Raw genomic sequence first — 18,325 nt, forward strand, 5'->3', positions numbered from 1 at the left:
ATTTACAATAAACTTTCGTTAACGAGCAATTCTGCATTGTAAATGGATGCACCTGCCGCACCACGAATCGTATTGTGTGAAAGCACAACAAATTTAAGATCAAGGATGGGATCTCTTCGCACGCGGCCTACTACGGTCGTCATGCCTTTTCCTGCCAAGCGGTCGAGTCTCGGCTGAGGGCGATCCGCTTCATCTCTGACCTCGATAGCTGGTCGCGGTGACGACGGCAGTTCCCTCGCTGATAGTGGAGCTGTGTACTCACGCAATGCTTGTATCGCAACTTCAGGCTCAACAGACTTATCGAGTTGCACACTCGCACAAACCGTATGTCCATCAATGACAGCCACACGATTCGTGTGTGCGCTGAATTGAATGTTCGCCAATTCGATTTTGTCGTTATTGAATTTGCCAAGCATCTTGCGTGGTTCCCATTCCACTTTTTCTTCTTCGCCGCCGTTGCCGACGTTGGGAATCACATTGTCCATAATATCAAGCGAAGGGACGCCAGGGTAACCCGCTCCTGAAAGTGCCTGCATCGAAACCATGAAAACTTTTTTCACACCGAATGCATTATCGAGAGCCTTCAGCGCGATCGTGAGACCCGTGCTCGTGCAATTCGGGTTCGTGACGATACATCCGCTCCAACCTTTGTTCTGGCGTTGTGCTTTGATGAGTTGAATGTGATCGGCGTTGATCTCAGGCAGGAGCAATGGCACATCTTCGCCGCGCCGATAGGATGACGCATTCGAACACACTGCCGAACCTGCTTTTGCAAATTGTGGTTCAAGTTCGGTTGCTATTTCTGTGTGAAGAGCAGAAAAAACGATCTTTGCCTGCACGGCATCCGTGTTGGCAGGGACGATGACCATGTCCTTGGCGTAATCGGGCATGGGCGTATCGAGCACCCAGCGAGTAGCTTCTGCATATTTCTTTCCCGCAGAACGATCAGAGGCGGCAAGTGCAACCACTTTGAACCAGGGATGATTATCCAGCAATGAAATGAATCGTTGACCAACAGAACCCGTCGCGCCAAGCACGGCTACGGGGATGGGGGATTGGGGCATGATGATTTCTCCTTTGATTTCTTTATGTAGGGGCGACCAGCTGGTCGCCCCTACGTGTTATTGAATAATTAATTCATGCAACGCTTTCACGGCACCTTCCGTATCCGCCGAATCTACAACGAGACTGATGGATACTTCCGATGAGCCCTGCGCGATGGCTAGGATGTTGATGTCGGTTTCGCCGAGTTGGCTAAAGACCTTACCCGAAACACCGGGCGTGTGCCGCATCCCTGAGCCGACGACGGTAATGATCGAAACATCTTCGGTTGACCAGACGCGGTCAATGTCTTCGTCTTTGATCTCTTCAGCAAATGCGTTTTCAAGCGCCGATAACACTGTGGGGCCAAGTTCGGATGGTACAGCAAAACAAATGGATTGTTCCGATGAAGCCTGTGTAATGAGCGGGACACTTGTGCCTGTTGAAGCCACCGCACCGAATGCGCGTGCCGCCACGCCAGGGACGCCAAGCATGCCACGGCCTTCGATTGTGATCAATCTTTGTTTGCGGATGGCAGTCACTGCTTTGACGACTTTGCCATTGACTTTGCCATTGCTTTTGCTGGCGATCAATCTTGTGCCTGGGTGACTCGGGTTGAACGTATTACAGATTCGTAGACCGATCCCTGCGTCCACTACTGGGCGGATGGTTTTAGGGTGCAGGACTTTCGCTCCGTAGTAGGCAAGCTCAGCGATCTCACTGTAACTGATCTCTGGCAAAGTGACTGCATTTGGCACAATGCGTGGGTCGGTGGTCATGACGCCATCCACGTCTGTCCAGATCCAGACATCGTCAGCAGGGAGGACGGAGCCGATGATCGCGGCGGAATAATCGCTTCCTCCTCGGCCGAGAGTTGTGATCACGCCTTCGGGTGTTGCGCCGATGAAGCCTGTTGTGATGGGGACAATGTCTTTATCCAACAATGGATTCAAGAGAGCTCTAGTTTTTTCGGTTGTAACTTTGAAGTCGGGGTGGGCGTTCTGAAAGTGGTCGTTGGTTACTACAAACTCGGAGGACTGAATGGCTTGGGCTTTTATCCCATCACTGTTTGCCACTGCCGCCAATAAATGGATGCTCATTCGTTCACCTATCGAGGCAACTGCGTCCATGGCGCGCGGGCTGGCTTCACCAAGGACAGCCATCGCGCTACACAGGTTCACAAACGAAAGGATCAATGCGTTGATCTTTTGTTTTGCCTGCTCACGAAGGCTTTCGTCTTTGACGAGCGCATCGAGGGCGTCGAAGTGTTTTTGTCTCAGCGTGGATTCGGCTTGGGGCAACGAATCAGCCAACCCTTGCGAAGCTGAAGCGGCTGAGTCCAATAGTAGATTCGTCACGCCCGCCATGGCAGATGTTACAACGACGACTCTGTCCCAATCCTTTTTTGCATCTCGAATGATCTGGGTTGCGTTCGTGAGCGCATTGGCAGACCCAACGGATGTTCCTCCAAATTTCATTACAAGTGTTTTTGACATAATGGCTCCTTAGACTTCCGAAGTCTCAAAGACTTCGGAAGTCTGTGCAAAATAAAACGCCTCACGTTTCCGTGAGGCGCTGTGTGTTTCGATAACCTTGCTTCGGTTATTTTCTTCCATGCACAATCGCCTCACGGTGCGTACCGGAGGTAGTTGTGGACATGGTCATACCGAAGAAGTGGTGTTTGTTCATGTTGGGCGGTATTCTATGCCAGTGACGGAAATGAGTCAAGGTTAATCATCTGTGCGGAAAGTTTTGAGTGTCTCAAGATAATAATCGGGCAGGCCAATATCGTAACGTTTGCCGTTGATGACCAAACCGTGGAAGCCATCTTCTTGTCGCAGGCGGTCAATGGCGGATGTGAGTTGGAACTCGCCTTTTTCACGCACGTTGTTGTGGATATGTTCTTCGAGATAGTTGAAGATTTGCGGTTTGATAATGTATTGCCCGAACAGTGTGAGATATTCACCATCAGGAAGGCCAGGCACGAGCAGGTGCGTACGTGCGTAATCGGTATTTGGTTTTTCGGCAAACTCAGTGACGTTGAGCAGTTCTTCGGCTTCGAGCCATACGCCTGCCACTGTGCCGAATGCGGCAATCTGTGATTCGGGCGTGCGCTTCAAGCCGACAATGCTTGTGCCATGTTGGTGATAAGCATCCATGAGTTGTTGGACACAATTTCGCTCGGTGTTGGAGCGATAGATGTGATCGCCGAGCATTAAGAGGAAAGGTTCATCGCCGATCAATTCGCGGGCGCAATATACGGCGTGACCGAAACCTTCTTGCCTTGTTTGTATGCTGAATTTGACGTGTCGCCCAATCTCCAATAGATAACGTGCATAGTCCTTGAAGTGGGCAGGCAGTTTGTTGTAGTTCTCGATGGAAATTTGTTCGTTGAAGAGGAAGCGGAACTCATCGAGATCTTCTTCTTGTACGATGATAATGACTTCCTCGATGCCTGCCTGTAGCGCCTCTTCCACAATAAGGAGGATGGCGGGCTTGGCGATACCGTCACGGTCAATGACTGGGAAGAGTTCTTTCTTTGTGGCCTTCGAAGCGGGGAACATACGAGTCCCGTAGCCTGCGGCAGGGATCAACGCCTTGCGGACCTTGTGCGCCGGCTTGAGCGATAACTTGAGGCAGGACATGTTGAGGTCCCGTTCGATGATCTCGATGATGGCCTGTTGGTCATCTTCACTACGAGCCAGGAATTGAGCAGTGCCGTCACCTTGTGAACCGACACCCTTGCCACCCCAGATATGTTGTTTCAAAGGTTCGTAGTTCAATACTTTATGCAGGACAGGCGCGGTCAGTTCTTCGGGGCAGGCAGGTGTGGCATATTTATCGAAGAAAGCTTGTGCTTCGGTCATCAATGCGCCAAGCCTTTGTGCATCGCCAGCGTGGAGTGCTTCCTTTGCCTGATTAACGATCCGTTTGTTGATAGGGCCGAGCAGTTCTTGAACACCCTCTTCCAATTCGTTATCAGCGAAGGGATAGCTTCTATTTAACTTGGCGAGGATCTCGACTGTATCTTTTTTGGCATGCAAATCAACGAGTACATAATGAAGTTCTGCGTTAACCTGTATTTCTTCTGTGTCCAAGCGGTCACCGTCGAAGGTCATCAATACGGGACGGTTCCCGAAAGCACACCCTTGGTCCATGCGACCACAGCGGGAGGGGGTGGTGATCTCGCCTTGATAGGCAAGTTCCATTTCACCGCGAACAGTCATCTTTAAATCGTAGACACGGTTAAAGGCGCGTGCGGTCAACACAGAGATGGCAGCGCTGGAGGACAGTCCCTTTTTGATGGGGAGGTCCATTTGATAGTTATCGATAATGAGTCCGCGTACACGGTAATTGGTAACCACTTGATAGGCTACGCCAGCGGCGTAACTCCAGAATGTCCCTTTGCCTGCTTCTTCTAGCAAAGCCTTTGGTTCCATGGGTATCTCATAAGGACCCACCTTTGTACCATCTGGCAATACTGTAGAAAGGATCAGGGATGTTGGGTGTGAGGATGCATCGGCATGGATGCCTTGATCGGTGCCGCAGATCAATGTATAACCCCTTTCAATATCTGCGTTGATGCGGCGATATCCGCCCGCCCAATCTGAGTGTTCACCGAATAAACAAATACGCCCTGGTACGAAAATTTTCATGTGAATAATCCTTATTGTAGAATACTGTAAGTGTAGCCGTGACAAGAGGGACAGTCAATATTTTTTCATTTTAAGATGTTACAACTATTATGTACTTAGGGTTGAAATTACCATGATGTGGCTTGTTCGGCAATGGTTCATAGTTTTATGGAATAACCCTTGACTTATTCTCAAATGAGCCTATAATCGTGCGAAACAACCAGCCAATGAACACACTGTTTTCCCTCTCGCTTATTGTCGTCCTTATTGTAGTCCTTATTATCAAGGACTTATTTGTGGTTAGGATGGCAACGGTGAGAACGAAGTAAAACACTGAGTGAAAACAAAGAGCCGCCCTAACCACGGGCGGCTCTTTTTGTAAGTCAATTCAACGCCCGGCAACTCCGTTCGAGACGATTATTGTTTACAGGTGTTGTTTGCAAACGTAAGTTTAGCTGGGTCAATCAAGGAGCAATCATGCGTTCAGATATGGTCAAAAAAGGATATGAAAAGGCGCCTCATCGTGCGTTGTTACGCGCCACTGGTTTGCAGGACGAGGATTTCAACAAGCCGTTCGTTGCCATCGTCAATTCGTATGTGGATGTCGTGCCTGGGCACGTGCATTTACAGGAATTTGGCAAACTGGTAAAGGATGCTGTCCGCGCGGCGGGCGGGGTGCCGTTCGAGTTCAACACCATCGGCGTGGATGATGGTATCGCAATGGGTCACATGGGGATGAAGTACTCGCTTCCTTCCCGTGAATTAATTGCTGACTGCGTCGAGACCATGATCGAAGCACATCGTTTCGATGCGATGGTCTGCATCCCGAACTGTGACAAGATCGTGCCGGGCATGTTGCTGGCCGCGATGCGCGTCAACGTGCCGACCATTTTTGTCTCTGGCGGAGCGATGAAAGCCGGCATGACGCCCGAAGGCGAAGTGCTGGATTTGATCTCCGTCTTTGAAGGTGTCGGTGCGTTTTCAGCGGGCAAGATCGACGAAAAGCGCCTCACGCTGCTCGAGAAATTTGCCTGCCCATCTTGCGGCTCTTGCTCCGGGATGTTTACCGCCAACTCGATGAACTGCCTCATGGAAGTTCTTGGTTTAGCCCTGCCTTATAACGGCTCGGCATTAGCAAAGACCCCTGAGCGTGAAGCGTTAGCGAAAGCCGCTGCAAAACAAGTAATGACTTTGATCGAACGCGACATCAAGCCACGTGATATTGTGACCCCCGAAGCCATAGACGATGCCTTTGCGCTGGATATGGCGATGGGCGGTTCGTCTAATACCGTGTTGCACACACTGGCATTAGCGAACGAAGCGGGTGTGGATTATCCGCTCGAGCGCATCAACTCCGTGGCAGATAAGGTGCCGCACATCTGCAAGGTGAGTCCCGCTGGTAAGTGGCATATGGAAGATGTGCATCGCGCAGGCGGCATCCCTGCGATATTGAACGAAGTCCAGCGGGGGACAGGCATGTTGCACTTTGATCGTTTGACAGTGACAGGCAAGACCCTGGGGGAATCCATTCAAGGCAAAGATATTCAAGATGAAGAAGTAATTCGACGTTATGAAAATGCTCACTCCAAGCGCGGTGGATTGTCGATTCTATTTGGCAACCTGGCTCCCAAAGGCGCAGTGGTAAAGGTCGGTGGCGTGAGTGCGCCGATGATGAAGTTCGAAGGCCCTGCTGTGATCTTTGAATCACAAGACGAAGCGATGGCTGGAATCTTGGCTGGCAAGGTCAAAGCCGGTGATTGTGTCGTTGTCCGCTATGAAGGTCCGAAAGGTGGACCGGGGATGCAGGAGATGCTCTCGCCCACGTCCGCGATCATGGGGCAGGGACTCGGCGATAAGGTCGCGTTGATCACCGATGGTCGCTTCAGCGGTGGCACGCGCGGTGCCTGTATCGGTCACGTTTCACCCGAAGCTGCGGCGGGTGGTCCGATTGCGGCGTTGAAGGCTGGGGATATCGTCCAAATCGATTTGGTGGCACGCAGCCTCAATGTGAGATTGAGCGAGGCGGAGATCCAGAGTCGGCTGGATGCGTTGCCTCCGTTTGAATCCAAAGTCACATCCAAGTGGTTGAAGCGGTATTCGTATTTTGTCACCAGCGCAGATACAGGCGCGGTGTTGGCAACGGATTAATTAACGCACGTCTGAGAACGGATATTACATAAGGAGAAGAGCATGAAGAAAAAAGGTGCAGAAATTCTTTGGGAGTGTTTGGTGCGCGAGGGTGTGGAAGTGGTATTCGGTTATCCGGGCGGCGCGAACATGCCGATCTACGATGCGATGTTGAATTATCCGATCCATCATGTGTTGGTGCGGCATGAGCAGGGCGGCGCGCACATGGCGGATGGATATGCCCGCGCTTCTGGCAAGGTTGGCGTGGCGATGGGAACTTCAGGACCCGGTGCGACGAATCTGGTGACGGGCATCGCGACCGCGATGATGGATTCGGTTCCCGTTGTGTTCATCACGGGACAGGTCGCGGCGCATTTGATCGGCGGCGATGCGTTTCAAGAAGTGGATGTGACTGGCATTACTCTGCCGATCACGAAACATAATTATCTTGTCACGCGTGCCGAAGACATTGCTACAGTGATCCGCGAGGCATTTTATATCGCACGCAGTGGACGACCCGGTCCGGTGTTGGTGGATATTTGCAAGAACGCACAAGTTGAATCGTGTGAGTTTGTGTATCCCGATGAACCAAAATTGCCTGGCTATCAACCCGTGACGCGTTCGCCGCGCAATTTGTTGGATGATGCGGTGGCATTGATCGAGAAGGCGCATAAGCCGATCATCCTGTGCGGACATGGCGTGATCATGTCGCAAGCTGAAGAAGCGTTGATGCAGTTCGCAGTGAAGACGCAAACGCCGGTGGCAAGCACACTGTTGGGACTGGGCGCGTTCCCGGCTTCGCATCCGTTGAGCCTTGGCATGATGGGTATGCACGGTGAAGCGTATGCAAACAATGCGATCCAGAATTCAGATCTGATCCTGGCTTTCGGTATGCGCTTCGATGACCGCGTGACCGGTACATTGAAAACGTATGCGCCGCGCGCCAAGAAGATCCACATTGAGATCGATCCCTCTGAAATGCACAAGAATGTGTTTATCGATGTGCCTTTGGTTGGTGATGTGAAGACTGTCGTGAGCGATCTGATCCCGCTTGTGGATGAATACGATCACGATGAATGGCTCGAAGAGATCAACGGCTGGAAGAACGAAGCCGACTCGCGCTCCATTATGAATTGGGAGGAGGATGGCAAGTTGTATGTGGCGCATCTCATCTCCGATATTTGGAAGGCGACAGGCGGCGGTGCAATTGTGACTACGGACGTCGGTCAACATCAGATGTGGGCGGCACAATACTATCAATTGGAAAAACCGAATCGCTGGCTCACTTCAGGCGGCGCTGGGACGATGGGCTTTGGCCTTCCCTCTGCCATCGGTGCGTGGTTCGCCGCCAAGGATCAGGAGATCTGGGCGGTGGCAGGTGATGGCGGTTTCCAGATGACTGCTGCAGAATTGACCACCGCTGTTCAAGAAGGCGCGAACGTGAAGATCGCCATTATGAATAACAACTTCCTTGGCATGGTGCGTCAGTGGCAGGAGTTCTTCTTCGAGAAGCGCTACTCCGCTGTGAACATGCTCACGCCTGACTTTGTGAAGCTTGCAGATGCACATGGCGTCCCTGCACGGCGCGTGACCAAACGCGAAGAAGTGGACGAAGCCATTGCATGGGCTCGCAAGACAAAGGGACCCGTTGTGTTGGAGTTCAAGGTGGAGCAAGAGGATGCAGTGTATCCGATGGTTCCCACCGGCGCGGCGTTGCACGAGATGATCAGAAGACCAGTGAAGTCATAATTACTAATTCCCAATTACGAGTTATGAGTGAATGGTAATTAGTAATTGGTAATTGTTGCAAATGGAGAAGTGAAATGAACTACACCTTTATCGCATTAGTAGAAAACAAACCCGGCGTGTTGAACCGCGTGGCATCGCTGTTCCGCCGCCGCAATTTCAATATTGAATCGCTGGCTGTCGGGCGGACTCAGAATCCCGAAGTCTCACGCATGACCATCGTGGTGGATTGTCCCAACGGTGATATGGATGCGCATCGCATCGAAGCGAATCTGTACAAGCTGGTCAACGTGATCGATGTGCAGGACGTCACGCATCAACCCAATGTGACCCGTGACCTGGCGCTGATCAAAGTAAAGGTTGCGCCCGAACGCCGCGCCGAAGTCAACGGACTGGCTGAGATCTTCCGCGCCCGCATCGTGGACGTGGCGTGGACTCGGTCATCGTGGAGATCACCGGCACTGAGGACAAGATCGAAGGCATGATCGAACTCCTGCGCCCGATCGGCATCGTGGAAATGGTCCGCACGGGACAGGTCTCGATGACGCGCGGTGTCCATGATGGTGTGCGCCGCATGCCCGGCATGAGCGACCGGCATTATGAGGATGTGCGACGCGGCGATAGTACCGTAGGAAAGATAGCTGCGTAAGATTGAAAACGACGGCAGGGGCGACCAATTGGTCGCCCCTATAATCAAGAATACAAATAAAACAGGAGAATTTATTATCATGGCAAAGATCAATTTTGGTGGCACAGAAGAAACAGTTGTAACACGCGAGGAATTCCCACTTGAGAAGGCGCGTGAAGTTTTGAAGAACGAAGTCGTGGCGGTGTTGGGCTACGGTGTGCAGGGACCCGCGCAGGCGATGAACATGCGCGACAATGGCATCAACGTCATCATCGGCCAGCGCGAAGGCACAAAGAACTGGGACAAGGCCATCGAAGATGGTTGGGTTCCCGGTAAGACTCTTTTCAGCGTAGAAGAAGCCGCGGAGAAAGGCACAGTCATTCAGTACTTATTGTCCGATGCTGGCCAGCGTTCACAGTGGCCCAAGATCGTGGAATGTCTCAATGAAGGGGACATGCTGTACTTCTCGCATGGTTTCTCGGTCACCTTCAAAGATGATACCGGCGTCATCCCGCCTCCGCATGTGGATGTGGCATTGGTTGCACCGAAGGGTTCGGGACGCAGTGTCCGTGAAAACTTTCTGGAAGGCTCTGGCATCAATGCCAGTTTCGCTGTCCACCAGGATGCGACCGGTCGCGCTACGGAGCGCACGATCGCGCTGGGCATCGCCACCGGCGCAGGATATTTATTCCCGACCACTTTCAAGAATGAAGTATATAGTGATCTCACCGGCGAACGCGGTATTCTCATCGGCGCTCTCTCCGGCATGATGGAAGCACAATACAACGTTCTCCGCAAGCATGGACATTCCCCATCAGAAGCCTTCAACGAAACTGTCGAAGAACTGACCCAATCTCTTATCCGCCTGGTGGGCAAGAACGGCATGGACTTCATGTACGCCAACTGTTCCACCACCGCCCAGCGCGGCGCATTGGACTGGCACCCTCGCTTCCGTGATGCGGTTGCGCCTGTGTTCGATGCTTTGTATGAATCAGTTGTCACCGGCAACGAAGCACGCATCACACTCGAAGCCAACAGCCGCCCCGATTATCGCGCGAAGCTCGAAAAGGAACTTGCCGCTTTCCGTGATTCTGAAATGTGGCGCGCAGGCGCAGCGGTCCGTTCTTTGAGACCTGAAAATTGGAAGAAGTAGATCTGACGATAGACGATTGACCATGGACGATGGATGGTCAGTGGTCTATCATCCATCGTCTTGAAAGGACGACCCTATGACCAATAATTATGTTCGTATTTTCGATACAACTTTACGCGATGGTGAACAATCTCCCGGCGCGACAATGACTTCCGCTGAAAAACTGGAGGTCGCGCAGAACCTGGCCCGCCTCGGGGTAGATGTGATCGAAGCAGGATTCCCTGCCGCTTCACCAGACGACCTCGAAGCTGTCAGACGCATAGCGGTTGAAGTGGGGAACCCGCCTGAAGGTCAGCCTGACGCGAAAGTTCCCGTCATCGCTGGCTTGGCACGTGCCAACAAACCCGATATTGACAAAGCGTGGGAAGCCGTCAAAGACGCGAAGAAACCGCGCATCCACACATTCCTTGCCACATCTGCGATCCACATGAAGCACAAGTTGAAGATGGATCCTGAAGATGTTATCCAACGTGTTTCAGAGATGGTTGCATATGCCAAATCGTTTTGTGCGGATGTTGAATTTTCACCGGAAGATGCGTGACGCTCTGAACCCGAGTTTCTGTATGTGGTGCTGGGCGAAGCGATCAAGTCTGGCGCGACCACGTTGAATATTCCTGATACGGTTGGGTACACCACGCCCGATGAATATTATAAATTGATCGATGGCATCATCAAGAATACGCCTGGAATGCATGATGGCATCACGATCTCGGTGCATTGTCATGATGACCTGGGTATGGCTACGGCAAACACATTGGCTGGCATTCGAGCGGGCGCGCGCCAGGCCGAAGTGACGATCAACGGCATCGGTGAACGCGCAGGCAATACTTCGCTTGAAGAAGTGGTGATGACGTTGAAGACCCGTCATCCTGTTTTCGAATTGGAAACGGGTATCGATACACAACAACTTTCGCGTATCAGCAAACTCGTCAGCAATTACACGGGTATTGTTGTGCAACCGAACAAGGCCATTGTCGGTGCAAATGCGTTCGCGCATGAAGCGGGCATTCATCAGGATGGCATGCTCAAGCACCAGACTACTTATGAGATCATGCGCCCTGAAGATGTGGGTGTCAGCTCGACCAACCTTGTGTTGGGCAAACACTCGGGTCGCCACGCGTTGCGCAACCGCCTCGCTGAAATGGGACATTCGCTCGATGAAGTGGAACTCGATAAAGCCTTCGCGCGTTTCAAGGAACTGGCCGATCGCAAGAAGATCATCACCGACCTCGATCTCGAAGCCCTGATCGCCGATGAGTTCTATAAACCACGCGATGTGTATTCACTCGTGGGAATGCAAGTCGCATGCGGAACGATGGGCATGCCTACTGCCGCTGTCCGCTTGAAGGGACCCGATGGTGTAATTCATACGGTCTCTGCCATTGGCACCGGACCTGTGGATGCGACCTACAAAGCGATCGACTCTATCGTTGAAGTTCCTTGTACTTTGCTTGAGTTCAACATTCATGCCATCACCGAAGGTATTGATGCGCTTGGAGAAGTCACCGTTCGTATTCAAGCGAAAACAACGGCTACAGTACCATGGATGCGCAAAGCGAATTGCCATACACCCGCATCTATGGTGGGCATGGCGCAGATACCGACATCATCGTTGCCAGTGCCAAGGCGTATATCAACGCCTTGAATAAACTCATCATCGCGCAGACCGAAGGCGTCAACCCTGTTCACGAGAATCAATCGCACGGCGTGATGTTGGGATAAAAGGAAAATATCATGACTATTCAAAATGAAGATCGGGACGTTACTCAGTCCCATAACCTTGACCCATTCCCTGAGCCTCGCACCATTCCCAAAGGTTGGGACATGAGCGCGCTTCTTTCCATGTCGACGATTGATTCTGTTACGAATGAAATTGATTCAGCTGATAGCGAGTCGAAAGCGTAAATACGTAAACATGTAGACACGAAAACAAGTACACAGTTACACAGATAAACATGCTTTTTGTCTATCTGTGTAACGTATATAACTGTCTACATCTCCAAAGGACACTATGACCAATACACCAAAAACACTCTTCCAAAAAATCTGGGACTCCCACGTGGTCACCGAACAGGAAGGCGCCCCCGCCGTCCTCTACATTGACCTGCACCTCGTGCACGAAGTCACCTCACCGCAAGCCTTCACCGGTCTGCGCCAGCGTGGACTCAAAGTCCGCCGCCCCGATAAGACTCTCGCCACGATGGACCATTCCATCCCAACGACTCCCGTCAGTGTTCCGATCGCGGATGCAATAGCCGCGGCGCAGATCAAACAAATGGAAACCAACGCCGCCGAATTCGGCATCACCCTGCACGGCATGACCAGTCCGCACCGCGGCATTGTGCATGTCATCGGTCCCGAACTCGGACGCACTCAACCCGGCATGACCATCGTCTGCGGTGATAGTCACACCGCTACACACGGCGCATTTGGCGCCTTGGCATTTGGTATCGGCACAAGCGAAGTTGAACATGTGCTTGCGACTCAATGTCTCTTGCAGAACAAACCTAAAACATACGAAGTCCGTGTGGAAGGGACTCTTGCTCCGGGTGTCTCTGCCAAGGACATCATCCTCGCTTTGATCGCCAAGATCGGTGTCGGTGGGGGAACGGGTCACGTCTTCGAATATACCGGCTCTGCCATCCGTTCACTCTCGATGGAACAGCGCATGACCATATGTAATATGTCCATTGAAGGTGGCGCGCGCGCTGGCATGATCGCCCCTGACGAAGTGACCTTCGAATACCTCAAAGGCCGCGAGTTCGCGCCTCAAGGTGCAGACTGGGACAAAGCCGTTGCCTACTGGAAGACTCTACCCAGTGACGAAGGTGCCGTCTACGACAAATCCATCACGCTCAATGCCGACGAGATCGAACCGATGATTACTTACGGCACAAATCCCGGTATGGGCATGAAGATCACAGATCGCGTTCCTACGGTTGAATCCTTAACGGAACCTTCGCAGAAAGCCGCTTTTGAAAAAGCCTTGAACTACATGGGCCTTCAACCCGGTCAATCCTTACTCGGCCAAAAAGTGGATGTGGTCTTCATCGGTTCCTGCACCAACTCCCGCATCTCGGACTTACGTCTTGCAGCTGCTTTTCTCAAAGGCAAGAAAGTTGCTGATGGATTGCGCCTCATGGTTGTACCCGGTTCGCAGGATGTGAAGAAGCAAGCCGAGCAGGAAGGTCTCGATAAAATTTTCAAAGAAGCTGGCGGTGAGTGGCGCGAGGCCGGATGCAGTATGTGTATCGCGATGAACCCGGATTTCCTAACTCCTGGGCAATACTGTGTTTCAACTAGCAATCGAAATTTCGAAGGCCGTCAAGGCAAAGGTGGTCGCTCATTCCTTGCAAGCCCCATCACTGCTGCGGCTACTGCTATCACTGGTGTTGTAACAGATCCGCGAATAATGATGAAATAATACTAGCGGTAATCGATGTGCTTGTTGTTCTTTTTACTGTTGCAACGAGCACACAAAGGTTGAACGTTATCAATTGAATCTGAACCGCCCTGTGTAAGTGGAATAACATGGTCACGAGTTAACTTGATCTCGGGTTCTTGCTTGCCACAACGAAGGCATTTGAAGTTGTAGAAGGCTTTTAATTCCAGCCACTCTTCTTCTGTGTGTGTGCTTTCAGATGCGTATTTCAAGGCGCGACGACGGTTGGTAGCAGCAACTGATTTTTCAGGATGAAGTTTGTAATACTCAAGAGAATATTTGCGCCGTTCTTCCGCATGACGTTCATAAGATTTCCGCCCAATTTCTCGATAGTGTTCAATATCTTCTTGTCTACGGTCACGGGCTCTTGAATTGATTTCTTCGCGATGTGTTGCTTTCCATTTTTGGTCTATTTCAGCATATCGCTCAGGATTTGCTTGTTGGTGAGAGCGTTTGAGATTACGGATATGTTCTTTGTTGGCTTCAACATATTTGCGTGCGGTTGCTTTATATTCATTTGGTTTTGCCGCACGTTCAGCGCGTTTTTGTGCATTCCAACATTCTTTACACCGTGATTTATAGCCGTCGCCAGCGGGCATGCCAAGCACTTTTCGTGGATGGAACTCACTCAGCGGTTTCCATCCGCATTCAGGGTTTGCACAGATTTTTCCTGCAATGCCGTTTTGATAAACAATCATCATTATTTTCTCCTGAAAAATAATGACACAGTATAAATGAATTTGGAAAGGAGATAAGTAAAATAAATATCATGGTCACAGATGAAGTCTGGAAACAATCCGCCGTCGTAAATCGCTATTTGTCCTCGCGTGTCGCAATTCCATTGGTGCCGGAACAGATCGGTATCATGATGTCGATCCTCAAGTCACGGAAGCAACCTGTCAGGAATTTTATTGACCTCGGTTGCGGTGATGGGATCCTCGGCGCTACGATCCTGGGTGAATATCCGTCCGCGCGTGGCGTGTTTGCAGATTTTTCTGAGCCCATGCTTTCTCAGGCTCGTGAACAGCTTAAAAGCTTTACGGGACAGATCGTCTTTGAAAATCTTGATTATGGCGATAAGGACTGGGTAAACAGGATGCAGGCTTACGGTCCGTTTGACGCGATTGTTTCGAGTTACTCGATTCACCACCAGCCTGACATCCGCAAACGTGAGATCTATCAAGAGATCTATTCCCTGCTCGAACCCGGTGGATGGTTTGTCAACATTGAGCATATTGCCGCCAGCGCACAACTTGTGACCGACCTATTCAATAGCCACATCATTGATCATTGGTATGAGCAGGAAAAATCGAAAGGCAGTTTAAAGACGCGCGAAGAAGTCGCTGATACTTTCATGAACCGCCCAGATAAGGATTCCAATATTCTTTTGTCTGTGAATACACAATGCGACTGGCTTCGTGAGATCGGTTACGAAGAAGTGGATTGTTATATGCGTATCTATGAACTCGCCGTATTTGGCGGTCGGCGTCCGCTAGAGGTTCGCGCATGACAACATTTACATGGAATGCCGCGGACTATGCAAAAAGTTCGGCCGTGCAACAGCGTTGGGCTCGTGAACTCATTGCCAAAATGGACTTGCAGGGGAATGAGCATTTGCTTGACCTTGGTTGCGGCGATGGCAAAGTGACGGCCGAGATCGCATCCGTTCTTTCGAATGGATACGTGATGGGCGTAGATTCTTCGTCTGAGATGATAGAACTTGCGAAGTCACTTTTTACTTCAGGTGAATACCCAAACCTGAGTTTTCAGGTGGTGGATGCGCTTAACTTGAATTTCCACAATGAATTCGATGTGGTTTTCTCGAACGCTGTTCTGCATTGGGTGGCGGATCATCCTTCGGTGTTGCGCGGCGTTTCGGATTCTCTGAAGCCCAATGGCAAGATCTTGTTTCAAATGGGTGGGCGTGGCAATGCCGCTCAGGTGATCACTGCCATGGATGAAATACGTTCGGCGCCGGAGTGGCTTGATTATTTTATTGGTTTTCAATTTCCGTATAGCTTTTATGGAACGGAAGAATATACTCATTGGCTTCCTGCTGCGGGGTTTGTTCCGCTGCGCATGGAATTGATCCCGAAGGACATGGCGCATGTTGACCGCTCTGCTTTTGAAGGTTGGTTACGGACTACATGGTTGCCTTACATCCGACGAGTCCCAGAAGAAAAACATCAGGAATTTCTCAAGCAAGTAGTTGATTTATATCTAACAACAAATCCACCTTCATCTGATGGCATTATCCATGTGCAGATGATACGGTTGGAAGTCGAAGCAAAAAAGGAATAGGATTCATATGGCTCAATTCACAAAACTTACCTCCCGCGTTATGTCCGTCCCGGTCAATGATATTGACACGGACCAGATCATCCCAGCGCAATTCTTGAAGGTCACCGACAAGAATGGTCTCGCTGATGCGTTGTTCTATAACTGGCGCTACAACGACGACAAATCCCCGAACATGGATTTTGTCATCAACAAACCCGAATCGAAGGGTTGCCAAATTCTTTTGGCAGGTGACAACTTCGGTTGTGGTTCGAGCCGTGAACATGCTCCCTGGGCGCTCACTGCTTATGGGTTCCGTGCTGTTATCTCCACATCCTTTGCGGATATCTTTCGTAACAACTCTTTGAAGAACGGTCTCATTCCGATCATCGTGAATGAAGAAACACACAAGATGTTGTTCGATTATCTCGAAGAAGTGCCGAACGCCGAGTTCACAGTTGACCTCGAATCGCAGACGCTTTCGTTCGAGAATGGCTCTGTGAAGTTTCCGATTGACCCATTCAATAAAGCGTGCCTGCTCAACGGTGTGGATGAACTTGGTTACATCATGGGCTTTGAAAAAGAGATCGCGGCATTTGAAAGCAGAAAATAGAGAATGGAGAACAGAGAGAAGGAAACGAGAACAATCACTGTTCTCTATTCTCTACTCTCTAGTAATTGACTATGCAAAAAATACAAATCTACGATACGACCCTGCGCGACGGAACACAGTCTGAAGGTTTCAATCTTTCGGCGAACGATAAGATCCGCATCGCGCAAAAATTGGACGAACTTGGTGTTGCCTTCATCGAGGGTGGCTGGCCCGGTTCCAACCCAAAAGATGTTGAATTCTTCGAACGCGCACGCGATATGAAATGGAAGAACTCGCTCATCGCCGCGTTTGGCTCCACTTGCCGCGTCAAAGGCGGACCTGAGGACGATGCCAACATCAAAGCATTGATCGATTCGAAAACGCCTGTCTGTACTATCTTCGGCAAAACGTGGACGCTTCACGTCAAGGAAGTTTTGCAAACCACCAACGAAGATAACCTGCGCATCATCGAACAGTCCGTTGCGTATCTCAAGACGAACGGTAAGCGCGTGATCTATGACGCTGAACATTTCTTCGATGGCTACAAAGCGGATTCATCCTACGCCCTCGAAACGTTGCAAGCCGCGGTCCGTGGTGGTGCAGAGACTGTCGTATTGTGTGACACCAACGGCGGTACATTGCCCTGGGAAGTAGAGCGCATCGTTCGGGACCTCAAGCCTGCTCTCAACCATCCATTCGGGATCCACACTCATAACGACTCGGAGTGCGCGGTCATCAATTCGTTGATCGCCATCCGCGAAGGCGCAATCCAGGTACAGGGCACCATCAACGGGGTGGGGGAACGTTGTGGGAATGCCAATCTTGTTTCCATCATGGCAGACCTCGAACTCAAAATGGGATATGAATGTCTGCCTAAGGGACATCTCGAACGTTTATATGAACTCTCTCATTTCGTGGCGGAAGTGGCGAACATCACGCCAGACGAACACCTGCCTTTCGTGGGTAAATCTGCATTTGCGCATAAAGGTGGTGTACATGTAGCGGCAACGCGCCGTTCGCCACAATCCTATCAACATGTGACTCCTGAACTGATCGGCAATAAGATGCGTGTGGTTGTCTCTGACCTTTCTGGTCGCGGTAACCTGTTGAGCAAGGCCGAAGAACATGGTGTAGAAGTAGAAGGTGAAGAAGTTCTGCCAGTTCTCAATGAGATCAAGGAATTGGAGGCACGCGGCTTTTCCTTTGAAGCGGCTGAGGCCTCGGTCACGATTATGTTGAAACGACAGGAATATGGATACAAACCTCCATTCGAGTTAATCGACTTTTTCGTCAATGTGGAGCATCGCACAGGTCGTGGTATCTTTGCAGAGGCCATGGTTAAAGTCCGTGTGCAGGGTGAAGTATTGCATACCGCTGCCGAAGGAAATGGTCCCGTCAATGCACTTGACCTTGCTCTGCGTAAAGCCCTCTCTGGGTATTATCCGCAGGTGGCGAACTTCCACTTATCCGATTACAAGGTCCGCATCTTGGATTCGGATCACGGCACAGAAGCCATCACGCGCGTATTGATCGACACAAGGAATTCCACCAGCCGTTGGAGCACCGTTGGTGCGGGCACGAATATCATCGATGCATCTTGGCGCGCGCTCGCCGATTCGTTCGAGTACGGTTTGGTCGTGGCACATTAAATAATTTTTTTGTAGGGGTGGGGTTTCCCTGCCCA

At 50.9% G+C, this 18,325-nt stretch carries 13 protein-coding genes and 2 pseudogenes; 11 read left to right on the plus strand and 4 right to left on the minus strand.

Annotation, left to right across the window (positions count from 1 at the left end; genetic code table 11):
• Positions 1–2: 2 nt before the first annotated feature.
• The 3 genes from asd to IPP66_08720 form a co-directional block, all read right to left on the minus strand.
• The gene (asd, locus tag IPP66_08710) at positions 3–1,064 is read right to left on the minus strand and encodes an aspartate-semialdehyde dehydrogenase (GenBank protein MBK9925362.1); all 1,062 of its coding nucleotides are present in this window, start codon (positions 1,062–1,064) and stop codon (positions 3–5) included.
• 57 nt (positions 1,065–1,121) lie between these two features.
• A complete protein-coding gene (locus IPP66_08715) occupies positions 1,122–2,537 on the minus strand; it encodes an aspartate kinase (protein MBK9925363.1) in 1,416 nt (471 codons plus the stop codon).
• Between the two features lie 234 nt (positions 2,538–2,771).
• A complete protein-coding gene (locus tag IPP66_08720; GenBank protein ID MBK9925364.1) occupies positions 2,772–4,697 on the minus strand; it encodes a GHMP kinase in 1,926 nt (641 codons plus the stop codon).
• Between the two features lie 456 nt (positions 4,698–5,153).
• On the opposite strand from IPP66_08720, the gene ilvD reads away from it, so the two are divergent.
• The 7 genes and pseudogenes from ilvD to leuC all read left to right on the plus strand — a co-directional run bounded on the left by ilvD (position 5,154) and on the right by leuC (position 13,754).
• On the plus strand, positions 5,154–6,824 hold the full coding sequence (gene ilvD / locus IPP66_08725) for a dihydroxy-acid dehydratase (protein MBK9925365.1): 1,671 nt from the start codon (positions 5,154–5,156) through the stop codon (positions 6,822–6,824).
• 42 nt (positions 6,825–6,866) lie between these two features.
• Positions 6,867–8,552, plus strand: coding sequence for a biosynthetic-type acetolactate synthase large subunit (gene ilvB, locus IPP66_08730; GenBank protein MBK9925366.1), 1,686 nt, complete (start codon positions 6,867–6,869; stop codon positions 8,550–8,552).
• Between the two features lie 74 nt (positions 8,553–8,626).
• Positions 8,627–9,198, plus strand: a pseudogene (gene ilvN, locus IPP66_08735) (acetolactate synthase small subunit).
• A 79-nt stretch (positions 9,199–9,277) separates the two neighbouring features.
• Positions 9,278–10,330, plus strand: a complete 1,053-nt coding sequence (ilvC, locus tag IPP66_08740; protein MBK9925367.1) for a ketol-acid reductoisomerase — start codon at positions 9,278–9,280, stop codon at positions 10,328–10,330.
• A 76-nt stretch (positions 10,331–10,406) separates the two neighbouring features.
• Positions 10,407–12,052: pseudogene (locus tag IPP66_08745) on the plus strand (2-isopropylmalate synthase).
• Between the two features lie 12 nt (positions 12,053–12,064).
• The gene (locus IPP66_08750; protein ID MBK9925368.1) at positions 12,065–12,235 is read left to right on the plus strand and encodes a hypothetical protein; all 171 of its coding nucleotides are present in this window, start codon (positions 12,065–12,067) and stop codon (positions 12,233–12,235) included.
• A gap of 106 nt (positions 12,236–12,341) precedes the next feature.
• A complete protein-coding gene (gene leuC / locus IPP66_08755) occupies positions 12,342–13,754 on the plus strand; it encodes a 3-isopropylmalate dehydratase large subunit (protein ID MBK9925369.1) in 1,413 nt (470 codons plus the stop codon).
• A gap of 2 nt (positions 13,755–13,756) precedes the next feature.
• Here leuC and IPP66_08760 read toward each other — a convergent pair whose 3' ends face one another.
• A complete protein-coding gene (locus tag IPP66_08760) occupies positions 13,757–14,473 on the minus strand; it encodes an HNH endonuclease (GenBank protein MBK9925370.1) in 717 nt (238 codons plus the stop codon).
• A gap of 68 nt (positions 14,474–14,541) precedes the next feature.
• Here IPP66_08760 and IPP66_08765 point away from each other — a divergent pair, with 68 nt between their 5' ends.
• The 4 genes from IPP66_08765 (at position 14,542) to IPP66_08780 (ending at position 18,290) form a co-directional block, all read left to right on the plus strand.
• Positions 14,542–15,282 carry a class I SAM-dependent methyltransferase gene (locus tag IPP66_08765; GenBank protein ID MBK9925371.1) on the plus strand — a complete coding sequence of 247 codons (741 nt, stop codon included), beginning with the start codon at positions 14,542–14,544 and terminating at the stop codon, positions 15,280–15,282.
• Positions 15,279–16,073 carry a methyltransferase domain-containing protein gene (locus IPP66_08770; protein ID MBK9925372.1) on the plus strand — a complete coding sequence of 265 codons (795 nt, stop codon included), beginning with the start codon at positions 15,279–15,281 and terminating at the stop codon, positions 16,071–16,073. The genes IPP66_08765 and IPP66_08770 overlap by 4 nt, the downstream gene beginning before the upstream one ends.
• Before the next feature lie 7 nt (positions 16,074–16,080).
• A complete protein-coding gene (leuD, locus tag IPP66_08775; protein ID MBK9925373.1) occupies positions 16,081–16,662 on the plus strand; it encodes a 3-isopropylmalate dehydratase small subunit in 582 nt (193 codons plus the stop codon).
• Between the two features lie 71 nt (positions 16,663–16,733).
• On the plus strand, positions 16,734–18,290 hold the full coding sequence (locus tag IPP66_08780; protein ID MBK9925374.1) for a citramalate synthase: 1,557 nt from the start codon (positions 16,734–16,736) through the stop codon (positions 18,288–18,290).
• Positions 18,291–18,325 lie beyond the last annotated feature (35 nt).

The sequence above is a fragment of the Candidatus Defluviilinea proxima genome (genome assembly GCA_016721115.1).
Taxonomy (GTDB): domain Bacteria; phylum Chloroflexota; class Anaerolineae; order Anaerolineales; family Villigracilaceae; genus Defluviilinea; species Defluviilinea proxima.